This window comes from Tenacibaculum pacificus, assembly GCF_027941775.1.
GTDB lineage: Bacteria > Bacteroidota > Bacteroidia > Flavobacteriales > Flavobacteriaceae > Polaribacter > Polaribacter pacificus_A.
On the sequence record NZ_CP115917.1, the window covers coordinates 1787602 to 1807062 of the forward strand.

The window sequence follows — 19461 nt, forward strand, 5'->3', positions numbered from 1 at the left end:
CTCGCGGACTTTCTATTTGTGATTTATTTGCTAACTTTAGTGCTTGAAACACGCAACTAATCTTATACAAACACGTTGGCTATAATTTAAAACCGAAAACTTAATACAGAAAATTACCTTAGATGAATAAACACAATACTTATATTTTCTGTGATGAAACAAAATTTTATTTGAATAATAATGACTCTGAAGAATCAATTTATTATTTAGGAATTGCTATTGAAAAAAATCAATATTTAAAGTTAAAAGACAGATTAAAAGAAATTCTTGAAAATAGAAGAATAAAAGCAAAAACTCTTCATTCAACAAGCATTTTCAGAAAAAAAAGACCTCGAATTGAATTAATGGAAGATTTAACCAATTTGATTATAGATAATAATCTTAAATGTTTCTGTCATAAATATGAAAAAAATGAATTGTTTGAAAAAGCAAAATTATTAGGGAAATTTAATAGCTCTATTATAAATTTTAATAAAGTTGAATTTCAAGCTCTTTTCTTTTTTATGACAAATCTTAACACATATATTAGAGATTTTAAACCAAATTTATTAGAAAAAGAAATAGGAATGTTTTTTGACAGGAATGTTTATGGAGTAAACGAAACTGAAAGCTTTGTATTTCCAAATGACAATTTTATAATATCTGATATGACTTTCTGTGAAAAATCGGAAATTGATTTACTTTTTCTACCAGATTTTATTGGATTTATATTGAAAAAAACAATTGAGAATACAAATTCAGAAAATGTAGGAAATGAAGTAAATGAAAACGCTAATAAGAATTATATAAAACTTAAATCATCTGGAAATTTAAATTTTGTTAATATAAAAAATGAAATAATTGAAAAAACTATAAATAAACTGAAATAAAAACTATAGCCAACACCGTATATAATTTATTACTAGTACTTGCCTACTTACGAAAATCCTTAGGGGATTTTCTATCCCGTTTTTATTTACTAAATTAGTTGCTCGAAATACGCAACAAATAATATACAAAAACGTTGGGTTTCATTAGCGGAAATCGTTAAAATTTGAAAATTTAGTTTTTAAATAAAATTTAAAAATAGCAGAGAAAATATTTAGAAAAAGCTCCTGTAATTACCTCAGGAAATCACACAAAAAATCATTTTGAAAATTATAGTTTTTTAAGAATGTTTTTTACATTTTGAAAAATTCTAATTGAAAATTGTTGTGTGAAAATAGAAATATAAAATGAGAGAATTTTAAAATCAAATTTTACATTTTCTATATTTTGAAAAATTATAGTTCAAAACTGTTGTGTGAAAATAGAAACGTGAAATGAAAGAGTTTTAAAATCAAATTTTACATTTTCTACATTTTGAAAAATTTTAGAAAATATGAAAAATAGAAATTGAAGCTCAAAGCGTGAAAATTAAAACCGTAGAATTAAAAACTTTGAGAAAAATAATTACTGTAAAATATGAGAATTTAAAAAATAGGTAGAAAAAAAATACAAAAAATATAAAACGAAAACCCAACAGCGTGCATAGTTCATTGCTTGTTGATTTTCTTGCAGAAAATCCTCGCGCACGTTGAAGTTTTAGTTTTTTAAACTATATTAGTGCTGTAATTCCGCAACGAAACCATGCACAAATACGTTGCAAGTAATGGCGGAATTTCCTCAGAAACTCCTAATTAGTGATTTATCTTTTCTAGAAATTAATATTGAATAATATTGCGCTGGAAAAATTGAAAATGACTTCTACTCTATTTTTAGAAAGTTAATCCTAAAAAAGAGAAAAAAACAGAATTGAACTCTGAAAAATGAAGCATGAATAAATAGGCTGAAATTAATTAAGGCGGAGTTTTAAGCTGAAACGTGAAAAAAGGCAGAATTTAACGCTGAAAATAAATCATGAATAAATAGGCGCAAATTAATTAAGGTGGAGTTTTAAGCTGAAACGTGAAAGAAAAAAAAATAAAACGGAAAAATTAAGAAATAAGAAATATAGTTAGAAAATCACTACTTGCAACACCATATATAATTTATTGCTTGTGATTAACTACTTACGAAAATCCTTGGCGGATTTTCTATTCCGTTTTTATTTACTAAATTAGTTGCTCGAAAAACGCAACAAACCATATATAAAAACGTTGCCAAAAACTCGGAAAAATAAAATACTGAAAACCATTTTTACTAAATAAAAACGTAGAATTAAAGTTTTACTAAAATTGAATAATTTAGAATTTTATAAAAACTGAAAATAAATATTACGGAATTTAAAACGCAGAATTAAAATATTGCTCAAATTGAATAATTTAGAAAATATTGAAAATTTAGAGTTTTTTTAAAAGCTGAAAATAAATATCGCAGAATTGAAAATACAGAATTAAAATTTTGCTCAAATTCAATAATTAGAAAACATTGAAAATTTAGAGTTTTTTAAAAGCTGAAAATAAATATCGCGGAATTGAAAACGCAGAATTAAAATTTTGCTCAAATTCAATAATTTAGAAAACATTGAAAATTTAGAGTTTTTTTAAAAAGCTGAAAATAAATATCGCGGAATTGAAAACGCAGAATTAAAATTTTGCTCAAATTCAATAATTTAGAAAACATTGAAAATTTAGAGTTTTTTTAAAAAGCTGAAAATAAATATCGCGGAATTTAAAATGCAGAATTAAAGTTTTACTCGAATTCAATAATTTAGAAAATATTGAAAGTCTAGAATTTAAACAAAAAATCGCATTTGGCAACACCGTGCATAGTTCATTGCTTGTTCATTTTCCTTCGGAAAATTCTCGCGCACGTCGAAGTTTGAGATTTTTAAACTATATTAGTACTATAATTCCGCAACGAAACCATGCACAAATACGTTGCCTACTATAGCGGAAAACACTCAGACGCAATCAATTCGGAATAAAAAATTGAGTTTATATAAAATAGACTTAAAATAACTCAGAGTTTTCACTCAATCGTGGAAAAAATTACAACAGAATTTCAACAAATTTTGAAAATAAAATTACACCCTAAAATAATTTTCCTGAATTACTCAATCAGCCAAAAAAAATTACAAGAAAAATTGAGTGATTTTTCGAAATTAAATAACTTTTGAAAAATAGAATTGTACCCTAAAGACTTTCAGGAATTGCTCACTCAAGCGCGAAAAAAATATAATGGAATTTTAGAAAGTTTATGTAATCAAATCCTAGACTAAAAAAAATTAGACTTGCTAAATCTAACTGAATTTAAAAACAAACTGAATTAAAATTTACTTAAAAAATGAAAAAACTACAGTAGGCAACAACGTATATAATTCATTGCTTAATGATTTTCCTGCGGAAAATCCTTGCACACGTAAATGTTTGAGTTTTTTAAACTATATTAGTGCTATGATTTCGCAACGAAATCATATACAAGAACGTTGGGTTTCATTAACAAAAATCGTTAAAATTTGAAAATTTAGTTTTTAAATAAAGTTTAAAAATAGCGGGAAAAATCTTTCAAAAAAAACCTTTAATTACCTCAGGAAATCGCACAAAAAATCATTTTGAAAATTATAGTTTTTTAAGAATATTTTTTGCATTTTGAAAAATTCTAATTGAAAATTGTTGTGGAAAAATTGAAATGTGAAATAAGAGAATTTTAAAATCATATTTTATATATTTTGAAAAATTCTAATTGAAAACTGTTGTGGAAAAACTGAAATGTGAAATGAGAAAATTTTAAAATCATATTTTACATTTTGAAAAATTGCAGAAAATATGAAAAATAGGAATTGAATCTTAAAACGTGAAAATTAAAACCATAGAATTAAAAACTTTGAAAAAAAACTGGTAGAAAAAAAACACAAAAACTATAAAACGAAAACCCAACACCGTGCATAGTTCATTGCTTGTTGATTTTCTTTCAGAAAATCCTCGCGCACGTTGAAGTTTGAGTTTTTTAAACTATATTAGTGCTGTAATTCCGCAACGAAACCATGCACAAATACGTTATGTTTAACGGCGGAATTTCCTCAGAAATTCCTAATGAGTATTTTATGAGTTCTAAAAAATAAATTGACATAATTATACGCTGAAAAAAAAGACTCAAACAGCTAAAAATGAAAACAACTTCTCCCCGATTTTAAGAAAAAATTGAAACGTGAAAAGTAATTTAAGACAATTTAGAAATAAAATGAAAAATTCAAGAATCATTTAAAACTGAATGTAGAAACGTGAAAATATCTCTGGAGAAAAAAGGTTTTAGCAAAACAGCGCGAACATCAAGCTGAAAAGTAAAACGGGAAATTTAAGTACTAGAACTGGAAAAATTAATTAAGAAAAATTAAAAGACGAAAATTGAGCTTTAAAACGTGAAAATATAGAATAAAATTTAAGTAGAATGATTATTTAGAACTCAAAACCGATAAACATAACATCGTATATAATTTATTGCTAGTTTTTAAATATTTATGAAAAGCTTTTTTTAGAATTTTATATTTCGATTTTATTAACTAAATTAGTTGCTCGAAATACGCAACAAATCATATACAAAAACGTTGCCAAAAACTCGGAAAAATAAAATGCTGAAAACCAATATTACGGAATAAAAAAAGTGGAATTGACATTTTACTTAAATTGAATAATTTAGAAAATATTGAAAAATTTAGAATTTTATAAAAACTGAAAATAAATATTACGGAATTTAAAAACGCAGAATTAAAATTTTTCTCAAATTCAATAATTTAGAAAATATTGAAAAATTTAGAATTTTATAAAAATGGAAATAAATATCGCGGAATTGAAAACGTAGAATTGAAATTTTGCTAAAATTCAATAATTTAAAAAATATTGAAAATTTAGAGTTTTTTAAAAGCTGAAAATAAATATCGCGGAATTAAAACGTGGAATTGAAATTTCACTTAAATTGAATAATTTAGAAAACATTGAAAATTTAGAGTTTTTTAAAAAGCTGAAAATAAATATTACGGAATTAAAAAATGCAGAATCAAAGTTTTACTCGAATTCAATAATTTAGAAAATATTTAAAGTTTAGAATTTAAACAAAAAATCGCATTTGGCAACAACGTATATAATTCATTGCTTATTGATTTTCCTGCGGAAAATCCTCGCAAACGTAGATGTTTGAGTTTTTTAAACTATATTAGTGCTATGATTTCGCAACGAAATCATATACAAGAACGTTGCCTACTATAGCGGAAAACACTCAGACGCAATCAATTCGGAATAAAAAATTGAGTTTATATAAATAGACTTAAAATAACTCAGAGTTTTCACTCAATCGTGGAAAAAATTACAACAGAATTTCAACAAATTTTGAAAATAAAATTACACCCTAAAATAATTTTCCTGAATTACTCAATCAGCCAAAAAAAATTACAAGAAAAATTGAGTGATTTTTCGAAATTAAATAACTTTTGAAAAATAGAATTGTACCCTAAAGACTTTCAGGAATTGCTCACTCAAGCGCGAAAAAAATATAATGGAATTTTAGAAAGTTTATCTAATCAAATCCTAGACTAAAAAAAATTAGACTTGCTAAATCTAACTGAATTTAAAAACAAACTGAATTAAAATTTACTTAAAAAATGAAAAAACTACAGTAGGCAACAACGTATATAATTCATTGCTTAATGATTTTCCTGCGGAAAATCCTTGCACACGTAAATGTTTGAGTTTTTTAAACTATATTAGTGCTATGATTTCGCAACGAAATCATATACAAGAACGTTGTGTCTAATGGCGGAATTTCCTCAGAAATTCCTAATGAGTATTTTATAAACCAAAAATTAAGCGGACACAAACTCTAGACAAAAAATACTAAAAACTGAAAAAGACTTCTACTCTATTAAAATAAAAAATTGAAACGTGAAAAAATAAGCGCAGAAAAAATTATTTTAATAAAATAGCGAATACAAGCAGAAACGTAAAAAACTGAGCAAATAGGCGGAATTAAGCTCTGAAGCGCAAAAAATCGTTGATATTAAAAAGTAATTATGAAAATTTATAAATAAATTGAAAAATTTAAGATTTTAATAAAATTAATGAATTGAAAGTTGAAACGTAAGAAAATCCGCTAAATTAAACTCTGAAATTAAAAAAGCTCATTAAAATGAAAATGGAATTATAAATAAATTGAAAAATTTGAATTTCTAATAAAATTAATGAACTAAAATGAAAAAACCACTAAACACAACAACGTATATAATTTATTGCTAGTTTTTAAATATTTATGAAAAGCTTTTTTTAAATTTTATATTTCGATTTTATTTACTAAATTAGTTGGTCGAAATACGCAACAAATCATATACAAGAACGTTGCAAATAATGGCGGAATTTCCTCAGAAATTCCTAATTAGTGATTTATCTTTTCTAGAAATTAATATTGAATAATATTACGCTGGAAAAATTGAAAATGACTACTACTCTATTTTTAGAAAATAAATCCTAAAAAGAGAAAAACAGAATTAAGCTCTGAAAAATGAAGCGTGAATAAATAGGTGGAAATTAATTAAAGCGGAGTTTTAAGCAGAAACGTGAAAAAAGGAAGAAGTTAACGCTGAAAATAAAGCGTGAATAAATAGGCGGAAATTAATTAAAGTGGAGTTTTAAGTAGAAACGTAAAAAAAGAAAGAGAAATAAAACGGAAAAATTGAAAATTAAGAAATGAGAAATTTAGTTAGAAAATCACTATTTGCAACAACATATATAATTTATTGCTAGTGCTTATCTACTTACGAAAATCCTTAGGCGATTTTCTATTCCGTTTTTATTTAATATATTTAGAACTTGAAACACGCAACAAACCATATATAAAACCGTTGTAAACTATGCGAAAAACGACAATCATACTAATAACTTTTGGACTTCTTTTGAATTGTTCCCCGAAAATAAAATCAATTCTTGAATATCATAAAAAGGAGAATGAATTTGTTTTACGGAAATCAACCGAATTTGATAAAAATGGAAATCAAATTAAAAGCATAAGAACTGGAGGTTTAAGATGCGATATGATAACAACAACTGAATATAAAAACAATAAGAGAACCTTTGAAAAAACTTGTTGTTACTTTAAGGAAAAAGATACTTGTTACCTTCAATCTTTTTCGACATATGAGTTTAAAAAGAATACATACACTGAAAAGGAAATACGTTATGAATCTGATTCAGCTGTTAGATTTATTCGAGAAATAAAAACACTAAAAAATATTAAAATTACGAATGTTTTTTCTTGGGAAATATTTCCAACCAAAAAGCCTGATTTAGAAAATGCTATTAAACTAATTGACACGACTTATCTTGACAATAAAGGTCGGAAAATAAAAAGTCTACATTATAATGCAAAAAGAGAAAAGCCTTGGATTGAAATCTTTAAATACAACAAGGATACATATTCAAGACAAACAATTGGAACTTCGAGAGACACAACTTTAATCTTTCAAATATCTGAATTAAAGAAAATGGCGAAAAAGAATAATATAGATTATGAATTTTATAACCAAGAGAATTATAAATACGAAATTGAAAATTACTAAAGCACAGTTTACAACAACATATATAATTTATTGCTAGTGCTTATCTACTTACGAAAATCCTTAGGGGATTTTCTATTCCGTTTTTATTTAATATATTTAGAACTTGAAATACGCAACAAACCATATATAAAACCGTTGCCACACATATGAGAAAAACCAGTTTTATCATTTTAACTTTAGTATTCAATTTAATGTTGAATGCTCAAAATTTGGATTTCGGAAATTTCCCATCCGAAAATATTGATGAAAAACCTATGCTCACTTCTGACTTACTAAAGTCATTGAATTGGGGAAAATTAAAAGAGTTTAGTAACTCTAACAATGGTCATTATACTTATGAACGAAAAGATAGTTTATTAGTCGAATATGAATATATTCAACAAGGTCGAGTGGCTGATTTTGAAATCACAAGTTTTAAAGGAAAAGTGTTAGAATATCAATGCCAAATATCTAATTCAACAAAAGAAACAAACACAAATTATTTCGACAAAAAATTATGGTTAGAATATGCTCATTCATATCTACCAAGTCTTGCAGATAGTTTGAAATTGACTATTAACGAACCAAAAAGAATTTTAAAAGCATATTACAAATTGTTGGGAGTTGGAACTTACGATGAATATGGTTGGATTTGCGAATATTCAACTATTGGAAGAGCAACTGACCGAAGAATGGCTGTTATCGAATTATTTGGTCGAGAAGAATTATTGTGGCAACTTTTAGAATATCCAAATGTTCACGTTCAATTATATGTTGCTGATGCTTTAATTTATTCAGATTTTAGAGATAAACAAATGATTGAGGAATATAAAGAAAACAGGAAATACAAAACTGCTCGTGAAATGATAAAGTATTTAAAAGACGAATTGTTGACCAAAGCAGAATGGAAAAAAATATATGAATTAAGAGATAGTAACCAAAAAGTAAGTACTTGTAAAAGCGGAACAGGTTCTTTTAAAATTTATGAAAATAACACTTCCGAATTGTTAAGTGAACAAGCAATTTCTAAAATCCCGAAAAGATATGAGAAATTGAAAAAATTAGGCTACTTGCGATAAAATACGTGTGGCAACACCGTATATAATTTATTACTAGTTCTAACCTACTTACGAAAATCCTTAGGGGATTTTCTATTCCGCTTTTATTTACTATATTTAATGCTTGAAATACGCAACAAATAATATACAAAAACGTTAGTTTTTATCGCTCGAAAAAATTAACATCTAGAGAAAATAATAAATAATTGAAAATTTTAAAAAGTAATTTAATAAAAAACTTATAACTCTCTGAGTTAAAAATAACAGCGGGAATTTAGCTTGTTTTCGGGACTTAAAATGCGAAAATTAGTTCGCAGAATTTCTATAAAATTAAAATGTAGAAACGTTAGCTATTTGCTGAATTAAAAAACTCCTAAAACAAAAGAATTAAAACCTTAAAAAAGTTTGAATAAAAAATATAGAAACGTAAAAATTTACGCGAGAATAAAAAAGTAGAAACGTAAATTAAACGTGCTTGTTTAAATGTCTCGCAACAAAAACTAACAACGTATATAATTCATTGCTTACTGATTTTCCTGCGGAAAATCCTTGCAAACGTAAATGTTTGAGTTTTTTAAACTATATTAGTGCTATGATTTCGCAACGAAATCATATACAAGAACGTTGCAAGTAATGGCGGAATTCCCTCAGAAATTTCTAATTAGTTATTTATCTTTTCTAGAAATTAATATTGAATAATATTACGCTGGAAAAATTGAAAATGACTTCTACTCTATTTTTAGAAAATGAATCCTAAAAAAGAGGAAAACAGAATTAACTCTGAAAAATGAAGCGTGAATAAATAGGCAGAAATTAATTAAAGCGGAGTTTTAAGCAGAAACGTGAAAAAAGCAGAAGTTAACGCTGAAAATAAAGCGTAAATAAATAGGTGGAAATTAATTAAGGCGGAGTCTTAAGTAGAAACGTAAAAAAAAGAGAAATAAAACGGGAAAATTGAAAATTAATAAATGAGAAATTTAGTTAGAAAATCACTACTTGCAACAACATATATAATTTATTCCTAGTGCTTATCTACTTACGAAAATCCTTAGGGGATTTTCTATTCCGTTTTTATTTAATATATTTAGAACTTGAAATACGCAACAAATCATATATAAAACCGTTGCAAGTAATGGCGGAATTCCCTCAGAAATTTCTAATTAGTGATTTATCTTTTCTAGAAATTAATATTGAATAATATTACGCTGGAAAAATTGAAAATGACTTCTACTCTATTTTTAGAAAATGAATCCTAAAAAAAGAGGAAAACAGAATTGAACGCTGAAAAATGAAGCGTGAATAAATAAGCGGAAATTAATTAAAGCGGAGTTTTTAGCAGAAACGTAAAAAAAGAAAGAAGTTAACGCTGAAAATAAAGCGTGAATTAATTAAGGCGGAATTTTAAGCAGAAACGGAAAAAAGAAAGATAAATAAAACGTAAAAAAAAGAGAAATAAAACGGAAAAATTGAAAATTAAGAAATGAGAAATTTAGTTAGAAAATCACTACTTGCAACAACATATATAATTTATTGCTAGTGCTAACCTACTTACGAAAATCCTTAGGGGATTTTCTATTCCGTTTTTATTTAATATATTTAGAACTTGAAACACGCAACAAACCATATACAAACCGTTAGGCACAAGTTGACCAAAAATGCGAACACAAGAATATAATAGAATAACGAAAGAAAGAAACGTACTTGATTTTGGAACGCTGAAAGAAACTAAAAAGCAACTTGAAATTAACAAATTGACTGAACTTGAATCTGAAATTGACCGAATAATAAAGGAAAACAAAATTCAAAAACCCGAATTGCACAATGAACCGAATAGTACAGAAACTAACTTTTTCCTAATTGATTTAAACTCTGACCAAATTGAAATAATAGTTTCTATTTTTGGAGATTTAGAAGTTGGAAATCTCGGATTGAATTACGAATCGACTTATTCCGCTAACTTTTTTGCTAAAATGCTTGATAAGTGGAGTAATTTACCAGATTATAGATAAAAAATGAGTGAAGAAAAACAATCATACCTAAACGCTGAACAAATCAGAGAAGGATCTCAAAAAGGACTAAAGAAATATGAAAACTTGAGTTTTATTGAACAATATGCTATGTATATGGGAATGGCACAATTACTCGAATTTGGACTGAAAAAGTTATATGAAGAGAAATTTGGAGGAAATCTTGACAATATGGAAAGATGGACTCTTGGGAAAACTAAAGTTGAACTTGAAAGAAAAGGATTGAGAGAAGACTTCATTACTCTTCTCAAAGAAGTTACGGATTCAAGAAATCATATAGCACACGAAATTTTAGCAAATGAGGCACTTATGAATGGAACGATGAATAAATTAAATATACAAGGAGGGTTTTCGAAAAACAAGAGAATACTTTGGAAAGCAATAAATGAACTTGAACACGCCTGTTTTCTTTTTGACTGGACTAATGAAAATAATGGTTGGGATTAAAAACCAGTGCCTAACACCGTGTATAATTAATGGCTAATCCTCTCCTACTTACGAAAATCCTCGCGGATTTTCTATTCGTTTTTTATTTACTAAATTAGGTGCTTGAAAACGCCACAAATCATACACAAACACGTTGTAGCCAATTAAAAAATGAATCCTGAATTTAAACTAAATGAATCAATATAAAACATTTGAAACTGAAAGATTAATACTTAAACCAACTTCGCAAGAAGATGCTAAATTTATTTTCGAACTATTTAACACTGAAAAATGGATTGAATATATTGGAGATAGAAATATCAATACAATCAAAGATGCAGAAGAATATATTGAAACAAAAATGGTTAGTCAACTCAAAAAACTTGGGTATTCTAATTACACTTTAATTAGAAAACAAGACAATAGTAAAATAGGAACTTGTGGTTTATATGACAGAGATGGACTTGAAGGAATAGACATTGGATTCGCTTTTCTTCCCAAATATGAAAGAAAAGGTTATGCCTATGAATCTGCAAATAAGTTGAAAAATATTGCTTTTAGTGAATTTGGACTTACTTCTATTAATGCTATTACAAGGGAAGAAAATATATCCTCTCAAAAATTATTAGAAAAGTTAGGAATGAATAAGAATGGGACAATAAGTCTTCCAAATGACAATGAAAAATGGCTGTTTTATGAAATAAAAATATAAAACTGGCTACAACACCGTATATAATTTATTGCTGGCTTCTTGCCTACTTACGAAAGTCCTCGCGGACTTTCTTGGTCGGTAATTATTTATTAAATTAGTTGCTTGAAACACGCAACAAACCATATACAACAACGTTGCCAACCATTTACCAATCACACTCTGAAAAAATAAAAATATGAGTAATGAATTAACTATCGGAATAATTGGATTATACACTTTAGTATATGTAATTGTATTTTTTGTGCAAAAATCCCAAATAAGCCAAACAAAAGAAATTAATGCATCAATGAAATCTTTTATGGATATTTTCAAAATCGACGAGGTAAAAAAATATGTCGAAATGAGAAACGAACGGATTATGCATGACGCAACCAAAATGATAACTGATAGTGAGCAAATCAAAAAAATGTCAGATGATTTAATCAAGAACACAACCGCACCAATACAGGAAGCATATAGCGAGATAATGGCAGAAAGATATAAAGAACTTGTTAAAGTAGTTTTTGAAGTAGTTTTAACCCAAGAACCTGAAAGGCAAGAACAATTCATAAAAGACCTTTTACCAAACAATGAACATTATCTTTTACCGATGTTGAAAGATTACAAAAATAATGATTCTTAACTGCGTTGTAGTTTCTTTCATTATCTATTCCTAGTCTTAAAATGAATCCGAATTTATCGTCGAATTCATCTGACTTAATTTTAGGTTTTGATTTTATAAATAGGTTTGTGAATTTTGACATAATATTTGATTTTAAAATTAATAATCTGAATAAAAACGGTTGGCAACACCGTATATAATTTATTGCTAGTGCTAGCCTACTTACGAAAATCCTTAGGGATTTTCTATTCCGTTTTTATTAACTATATTTAGTACTTAAAAACGCAACAAACCATATACAAAACGTTGTAAAACATTATGAAGAAAAACCTGATATTAATAATAATAATTTTGACATCGAATTTAGTAGATGCACAATTCATAAAGGAAAAATCAATAAATGCTCAAATTGGATATGGACTTAGTGCTCCAAACAATAGCATTGATGGAACTGTTGATGACGGTTTTTTTATACAAGGAGAATTAGTCCTGAAAGTTGCTTCTTGGATTGAGTTTAGACCTTATGCAGGAATTATTTTAACAAACTCAAAAGGAAAAGACTTAGATGGCAAACCAACAGATGAAAAAGCCGTATCAAAAGCTTTTTTATTAGGTGGAAAAGCTAGAGTTCGAGCACCAATTCCTTGGGTAGCTCCATATCTTGAAGTTGGAATTGGAACTTCAATCGGAAAGTTTGAAACACTTACCGCTTTTGATAATATAAATAAAAGTGGACTAATTTACCACATACCTATTTCTATAGGTTTAGAATTAGGTAGAAATAATAATTTTGACCTCGGATTCTCTTACTACCTTCAGCCATCTGTTGAACAATACGCTGGAGCATTTGCAGTCGGAATAACATTTCCGCTGAATTAACGTTTTACAACACCGTATAAACTTTATTGCTGGTTTTTTCCTACTTGCGAAAGTCCTCGCGGACTTTCTTAGTCGGTAAATATTTAGTAACTTTACTGCTAAATCAACGCAACAAAGCTTATACAACAACGTTATGTTTAACGGCGGAATTTCCTCAGAAATTCCTAATGAGTATTTTATGAGTTCTAAAAAATAAATTGACATAATTATACGCTGAAAAAAAAGACTCAAACAGCTAAAAATGAAAACAACTTCTCCCCGATTTTAAGAAAAAATTGAAACGTGAAAAGTAATTTAAGACAATTTAGAAATAAAATGAAAAATTCAAGAATCATTTAAAACTGAATGTAGAAACGTGAAAATATCTCTGGAGAAAAAAGGTTTTAGCAAAACAGCGCGAACATCAAGCTGAAAAGTAAAACGGGAAATTTAAGTACTAGAACTGGAAAAATTAATTAAGAAAAATTAAAAGACGAAAATTGAGCTTTAAAACGTGAAAATATAGAATAAAATTTAAGTAGAATGATTATTTAGAACTCAAAACCGATAAACATAACATCGTATATAATTTATTGCTAGTTTTTAAATATTTATGAAAAGCTTTTTTTAGAATTTTATATTTCGATTTTATTAACTAAATTAGTTGCTCGAAATACGCAACAAATCATATACAAAAACGTTAGCTATAATTATGAAACCATCCCAAAAATTTGTTGAAGAAATAATCCCAATACTTAAAGAAGATAATTTCGATTTTCAGATACCTATTGAAAATAATGATGGTAATTACAGAAACATACTTGAGAAAAAACTAAATGACTATTTAAATTTTTACAATAAAAAAATACACCCCTTAACCAAAGGAAAATCTATGAATTTTTATGGTGTAAATTCATCTGAAATTCCTGAAAAAATTATTTTTTTAAATAAACAGTTACTCAAAACCTTTGATAATTTCTCTAATGGCAAAACTTTCTTAGCAAATAAGACTTTTAATGAAACTTTAGACGAAATAAAATATAGTAAACTACAAAACGAAAGAACATCAACCAAAAGAATATTTTACAGAGCAAGACCTAAATCTGATAAACAATACACAAAAAGTGAGTTATTTCATATCCCTTTTGAAAAAAGGTATCTAGTCTCTACGAATAGATATAGTATTCCTGGTATTCCTGCTCTTTACCTAGGAGAAAATTCTTATACATGTTGGGAAGAATTTGATCGCAAAGAAATAGAAGAAATATTTTTCTCTGTCTATGAAAATATAGATAATTTAAATATTATTGAAATATTACGAATTGAAGATTTATTAAAAGATATTGAAAATGGTGATATACCAGTTCCTTTCATTCCATATTCTATTCTACAATATTTCACGTGCTTCCCTTTATCAATTGCCTGTAGCATTAAAGTACACAATAAAAACGGGAATTTTAAACCTGAATATATTATACCACAAATGCTTTTAGAATATACAACACAAGATGACGAAATTGATGGGATAAAATTTCCCTCTACAAAAGTGAACTATAGTAAATTAAAATATATTCAAGCATATAACTATGTTTTCCCTATAAGAGAAAGTAAAGAATCGGGGTTTTGTCCAGTTTTGAAAAATAAATTTAAATTATCTCATCCCACTTCATTAGAACTAGAAAATCTACTTGATAATCCTTATATCAGAGAAAATCAAATGAGTAACGGCATAGAAATTAATGAAAAATCTGCTAAGATTTCAATTATTGAAAACGATGAAAGATATTATTACAATACATCTTTTGGGAAAATTGATAAAAAGTTTGAAATTAAAACACGAGAAAAACTATAGCTAACACCGTATATAGCTTATTGCTAGTTCTAGCCTACTTACGAAAATCCTTAGGGGATTTTCTATTCCGTTTTTATTTACTAAATTAGTTGCTTGAAATACGCAACAAACCATATACAAAAACGTTGCCAAAAACTCGGAAAAATAAAATACTGAAAACCATTTTTACTGAATAAAAACGTAGAATTAAAGTTTTACTAAAATTGAATAATTTAGAAAATATTTCAAAAATTAGAATTTTATAAAAACTGAAAATAAATATTACGGAATTTAAAAACGCAGAATTAAAATTTTTCTCAAATTCAATAATTTAGAAAATATTGAAAAATTTAGAATTTTATAAAAATGGAAATAAATATCGCGGAATTGAAAACGTAGAATTGAAATTTTGCTAAAATTCAATAATTTAGAAAATATTGAAAATTTAGAGTTTTTTAAAAGCTGAAAATAAATATCACGGAATTGAAAACGCAGAATTAAAATTTTGCTCAAATTCAATAATTTAGAAAACATTGAAAATTTAGAGTTTTTTAAAAAGCTGAAAATAAATATTACGGAATTAAAAACGCAGAATTAAAATTTTGCTCAAATTCAATAATTTAGAAAACATTGAAAATTTAGAGTTTTTTAAAAAGCTGAAAATAAATATTACGGAATTAAAAACGCAGAATTAAAATTTTTCTCAAATTCAATAATTTAGAAAATATTTAAAATTTAGAATTTAAACAAAAAATCGCATTTGGCAACACCGTGCATAGTTCATTGCTTGTTGATTTTCTTGCAGAAAATCCTCGCGCACGTTGAAGTTTTAGTTTTTTAAACTATATTAGTGCTGTAATTCCGCAACGAAACCATGCACAAATACGTTAGCACCAATTTGAAAATGAAACTAAATCTGACAATAATATTTATGATTTTTTGTCTGTCAACAATAAGCGGACAGAACCAAAAATTCAGAATTACAAATAGCTGTGATGATTTTTCTTATAATTTTGACAAACCAAATAACTGGGTTATTGATTCTATCAATGTAACTCAATATTTAGCACATTCAGCAATCTATAAAAGCAAAAAAGATTATGATAATGGAGGAGCTTTGATTCAAATCTTTGCTTTTAAAAAACAAGATGAAAATACTATTGAAGACCTTAACTTTGATATTAATAACTATATTGAAAAATATGAAAATCTTAAGCAAAAAGAGCTGAATATTAATCACTCTTCGTATAAAACATTTTGTAAAGAAGTATATGTTGAAGGAAGTTTTTATCAATACATTGTTTATCTTAATCCTGGAAAAGAATTTGAATTTGGAATATCAGTTGCACTTAATATAAATAAAATGGAACTTGAAAATGAGGATTTGGAAATATTTAAGAATATAGTTAAATCTGTAAAAGCATTGGAATAAAAAACTGGTGCTAACATTGTATAAAAATAATGCGTAGTTTAGTGCTTAATCAAGAGTTCGTGCGCTTTTGTTACATCTGATTTTCCTGAGGAAAATCCTCGCATACAAAACCGCACTATTCTTATACGTAACCGTTAGCAATAATTAAACCCATGTAAAATCCTGAAATAGGTTGACTAAAATTTAAACACTTTTAGTTAAACTATGGACACAAAGACAAAACTACCCTGCCGAAAAAAGAACTACAATAAAGTAGGTTTTGAACTCAAATTATTCATCATTGACCAAATTCATAATGGACGTATTTCTGTTAATTACGCCGCTAAAAAATACGATATTTCTAGAGCTACAATTCAGTACTGGATCAAAAAATATAGTACTTTTGAACAAAAAAAATTAGGCATGAGTAAACAAGATGAAATCAAAAAACTCAAAGAGAAAATTGAAGAACTAGAATTTGTAAAAGATTTTCAACAAGATATTATCGCTGATATGGAAATCATTACTGGTGTCGATATGTCAAAAAAGTCATTGCCCAAAACATTAGCAGAAGAGATTCAAAAAAAGAAGCAAAACCGTTTAAAAGAAAATGGTTAATTCAATGTTTTGGGATTAGTAAACAGGCCTTTTACAAACGATTAAAATCTTATCAAATAAAGCAAAATAACGAACTTATATTAACACAATTAGTCAAACAATGTCGTGATAGAATTGGTCAGAAATTAGGGGCTAAAAAACTATATCATCAATTAAAAATTGATATCGATAAAAAAGGAATAAAAATAGGGCGAGACAAGTTCTATAATTTCTTAAGAAGCCATAGATTACTAGTACCTAGAACAAAAAACTATCATATTACAACGAATTCTAAACATCATTTTTATAAGTATAAAAACCTTGTATCAAACAAAATCCCGACAAGAGCGGAACAACTTTGGGTAACAGATATTACCTATATAAAAACAGAAAAAGGTCATAATTATTTAGCTTTAGTAACAGATGCATATTCTAAGAAAATAATGGGGTATAAATTAGACACACATATGAGAACATCGCTTTGTATAGATGCACTCAAAATGGCTATCAAAAATCGAAAATATCCGAATGAAAAACTAATTCATCATTCAGATAGAGGACTACAATATTGCAATCCGACTTATACCCTATTTGCTGAAAAAAATGGTTTAATTATGAGTATGACTGAAAAATATGATCCATATGAAAATGCTATCGCTGAAAGAATTAATAGAACTTTAAAATATGAATATGGTTTGAAACTAACAATTAAAAACACTATTTTAGCAAAGAAAATTACAAAAAGTGCTATTAATATTTATAACAACCTTCGTCCACATTTAAGTCTCGATTTAAATACTCCTAAGAAGGTTCATATAAATCAAAATATCGAATATAAATCATATCGAAGAAATAAAAAAAATCTGGAATTATTAACCTTATAAATTCAAAAAAAAGGTCAACCTATTTCAGGACAATACACCAAAAATGAGAAAAAATATGTTTGAAAAATTTGAAAATATAAAATCTGTACTTTATAAAATTGTATTTATGATTTTATTTTTTGTTCTTGCAAAATCTTGCGTTTCAGATTATGTTAGTGGAGGCGATAAAAATCATATAGCTGAATTACAACAAATGATTGATGAAAATACTAATATCGTTGCTAATTTATCGAATGAATATACTGAAACCAGAATAGCTAAAGTTGTTAAATTATATAAATTTGATTACTCATTTGACTTAAATGGAGAATCTTATAATGGGAAAATCACATTAAATGAAATTCCAAACGCCAATAAACTTAAAATATATTATTTAAAAGAAAATCCAAATACCATTTCTGCTGACCCTTTCGATGATTTAAAAAGTGAAAATGAAAAAGGAAAATCAATTTCAGATTTATTAGTTGGAATTTTGTGGGGTATTTTATCTATTATAACATTAATCTCTTTAATTACTAGCTTTAGTAAGAAAAAAACACCTGAAACACATAAAGAAAAAAAGAAAATAGTAAGAAAAAAAATAAAATAATTGAATCTCAAAAAGAAGTTACTGAAGAGGAAAAGAAAAAAATAGAACTTGAAAAAGAAAGAATACGAAAAGAAAAAGAAGACCCTAGTAGGTTTATGCCTAAATAACTATTGCTAACAACGTATATAATTTATTGCTAAGACTCCCCTATTTACGAAAATCCTTAGGGGATTTTCTATTCCGCTTTTATTTACTAAATTAGTTGCTCGAAATACGCAACAAATAATATACAAAAACGTTGGCAGTAATAAGAAAAACAGATTATGGAGGAATATTTATCAGGAACACAATTTGAACTTGAATTAGCAAAAGCATCATTAAAATTTGTTTCAAAACATATGAAAGAATGTCTTGAAAACCCTGATTTAGTTTACGAAGACTGTGGAACTGAAAATGAAAAAAAAATTAAGTTAATTTTAAAACTATACGGAAATATAAGTGTAGTTTTAAGAGATATAGATTTGACATTTCAATTTTTAGAAAAAGAACGTGCTGATATTCTAAAACACTATTCTTTTTTGGATTCTCAAGAATCTTATTTTAAATATCATTATGAAAACTACTTTATTAGAATAATTACAGTATTAGATTTATTAGGAAAAATAGGAACTGTATTATATGGTTTAGACCTTAAATTAGAAAAAGTATCAGCTTATACTTTTAAAGACAAAGCGAAAAAAGAAGGTTTTAACGAAATATCCTCAATAGTTGAAAAAATAACAGAAAAACTTAATGAACTTAAAACAGAAAGACATAAAAAATTACATACTGGAGAAGCGGACATAAAGCCATTCAACGAAATTGTTATTTGGGAAGATATTAACGCACTCATTGGTTCTGAAACTGACGAAATTCTTAAAGAATATACAGATGAAAAAATCAAGGAAGAAATAACAATTTTAAGAAAAAGCACTCTTGAATTAATTGATTTGATTAAAGAGTTTCTTGAAGAATCAAATACTAAATTAAAAGAAATAATATAAT

The 19461-nt window shown here is 26.7% G+C and carries 14 protein-coding genes; all 14 read left to right on the forward strand.

Features of this window, described 5'->3' with window-relative positions; all coding sequences use genetic code 11:
* Window positions 1-122: 122 nt before the first annotated feature.
* The gene (locus tag PG913_RS08040) at window positions 123-869 is read left to right on the forward strand and encodes a hypothetical protein (RefSeq protein WP_271230285.1); all 747 of its coding nucleotides are present in this window, start codon (window positions 123-125) and stop codon (window positions 867-869) included.
* Window positions 870-6799: 5930 nt separating this feature from the next.
* Window positions 6800-7504 carry a hypothetical protein gene (locus PG913_RS08045; RefSeq protein ID WP_271230286.1) on the forward strand — a complete coding sequence of 235 codons (705 nt, stop codon included), beginning with the start codon at window positions 6800-6802 and terminating at the stop codon, window positions 7502-7504.
* 146 nt (window positions 7505-7650) lie between these two features.
* Complete coding sequence (locus tag PG913_RS08050; protein ID WP_271230287.1) at window positions 7651-8562, forward strand: hypothetical protein; 912 nt, start codon at window positions 7651-7653, stop codon at window positions 8560-8562.
* 1634 nt (window positions 8563-10196) lie between these two features.
* Complete coding sequence (locus tag PG913_RS08055; protein WP_271230288.1) at window positions 10197-10550, forward strand: hypothetical protein; 354 nt, start codon at window positions 10197-10199, stop codon at window positions 10548-10550.
* A gap of 3 nt (window positions 10551-10553) precedes the next feature.
* A complete protein-coding gene (locus tag PG913_RS08060; protein ID WP_271230289.1) occupies window positions 10554-11015 on the forward strand; it encodes a hypothetical protein in 462 nt (153 codons plus the stop codon).
* Window positions 11016-11187: 172 nt separating this feature from the next.
* Window positions 11188-11706 carry a GNAT family N-acetyltransferase gene (locus PG913_RS08065; RefSeq protein ID WP_271230290.1) on the forward strand — a complete coding sequence of 173 codons (519 nt, stop codon included), beginning with the start codon at window positions 11188-11190 and terminating at the stop codon, window positions 11704-11706.
* A 175-nt stretch (window positions 11707-11881) separates the two neighbouring features.
* Entirely contained in the window at window positions 11882-12328 is a 447-nt protein-coding gene (locus tag PG913_RS08070; RefSeq protein WP_271230291.1) for a hypothetical protein, read from the forward strand.
* A 330-nt stretch (window positions 12329-12658) separates the two neighbouring features.
* The gene (locus PG913_RS08075; RefSeq protein ID WP_271230292.1) at window positions 12659-13186 is read left to right on the forward strand and encodes a hypothetical protein; all 528 of its coding nucleotides are present in this window, start codon (window positions 12659-12661) and stop codon (window positions 13184-13186) included.
* 691 nt (window positions 13187-13877) lie between these two features.
* Window positions 13878-15017 carry a hypothetical protein gene (locus tag PG913_RS08080; RefSeq protein WP_271230293.1) on the forward strand — a complete coding sequence of 380 codons (1140 nt, stop codon included), beginning with the start codon at window positions 13878-13880 and terminating at the stop codon, window positions 15015-15017.
* Window positions 15018-15927: 910 nt separating this feature from the next.
* On the forward strand, window positions 15928-16428 hold the full coding sequence (locus PG913_RS08085; protein ID WP_271230294.1) for a hypothetical protein: 501 nt from the start codon (window positions 15928-15930) through the stop codon (window positions 16426-16428).
* Window positions 16429-16632: 204 nt separating this feature from the next.
* The gene (locus tag PG913_RS08090; protein ID WP_101915088.1) at window positions 16633-17025 is read left to right on the forward strand and encodes a helix-turn-helix domain-containing protein; all 393 of its coding nucleotides are present in this window, start codon (window positions 16633-16635) and stop codon (window positions 17023-17025) included.
* Between the two features lie 14 nt (window positions 17026-17039).
* Window positions 17040-17888 (forward strand): IS3 family transposase, encoded by an 849-nt coding sequence (locus tag PG913_RS08095; RefSeq protein ID WP_233885030.1) that lies wholly within the window; start codon window positions 17040-17042, stop codon window positions 17886-17888.
* Between the two features lie 43 nt (window positions 17889-17931).
* Window positions 17932-18477, forward strand: a complete 546-nt coding sequence (locus tag PG913_RS08100; RefSeq protein ID WP_271230295.1) for a hypothetical protein — start codon at window positions 17932-17934, stop codon at window positions 18475-18477.
* Between the two features lie 263 nt (window positions 18478-18740).
* Complete coding sequence (locus PG913_RS08105; protein ID WP_271230296.1) at window positions 18741-19460, forward strand: Cthe_2314 family HEPN domain-containing protein; 720 nt, start codon at window positions 18741-18743, stop codon at window positions 19458-19460.
* Window position 19461: the final 1 nt, after the last annotated feature.

Bases quoted from the DNA above. Each gene is read 5' to 3' on its own strand.
- PG913_RS08100 (WP_271230295.1), top strand. From the start codon at position 17,932: ATGAGAAAAAATATGTTTGAAAAATTTGAAAATATAAAATCTGTACTT.
- PG913_RS08080 (WP_271230293.1), top strand. From the start codon at position 13,878: ATGAAACCATCCCAAAAATTTGTTGAAGAAATAATCCCAATACTTAAA.
- PG913_RS08105 (WP_271230296.1), top strand. From the start codon at position 18,741: ATGGAGGAATATTTATCAGGAACACAATTTGAACTTGAATTAGCAAAA.
- PG913_RS08040 (WP_271230285.1), top strand. From the start codon at position 123: ATGAATAAACACAATACTTATATTTTCTGTGATGAAACAAAATTTTAT.
- PG913_RS08060 (WP_271230289.1), top strand. From the start codon at position 10,554: ATGAGTGAAGAAAAACAATCATACCTAAACGCTGAACAAATCAGAGAA.
- PG913_RS08055 (WP_271230288.1), top strand. From the start codon at position 10,197: ATGCGAACACAAGAATATAATAGAATAACGAAAGAAAGAAACGTACTT.
- PG913_RS08065 (WP_271230290.1), top strand. From the start codon at position 11,188: ATGAATCAATATAAAACATTTGAAACTGAAAGATTAATACTTAAACCA.
- PG913_RS08090 (WP_101915088.1), top strand. From the start codon at position 16,633: ATGGACACAAAGACAAAACTACCCTGCCGAAAAAAGAACTACAATAAA.
- PG913_RS08050 (WP_271230287.1), top strand. From the start codon at position 7,651: ATGAGAAAAACCAGTTTTATCATTTTAACTTTAGTATTCAATTTAATG.
- PG913_RS08070 (WP_271230291.1), top strand. From the start codon at position 11,882: ATGAGTAATGAATTAACTATCGGAATAATTGGATTATACACTTTAGTA.
- PG913_RS08085 (WP_271230294.1), top strand. From the start codon at position 15,928: ATGATTTTTTGTCTGTCAACAATAAGCGGACAGAACCAAAAATTCAGA.
- PG913_RS08045 (WP_271230286.1), top strand. From the start codon at position 6,800: ATGCGAAAAACGACAATCATACTAATAACTTTTGGACTTCTTTTGAAT.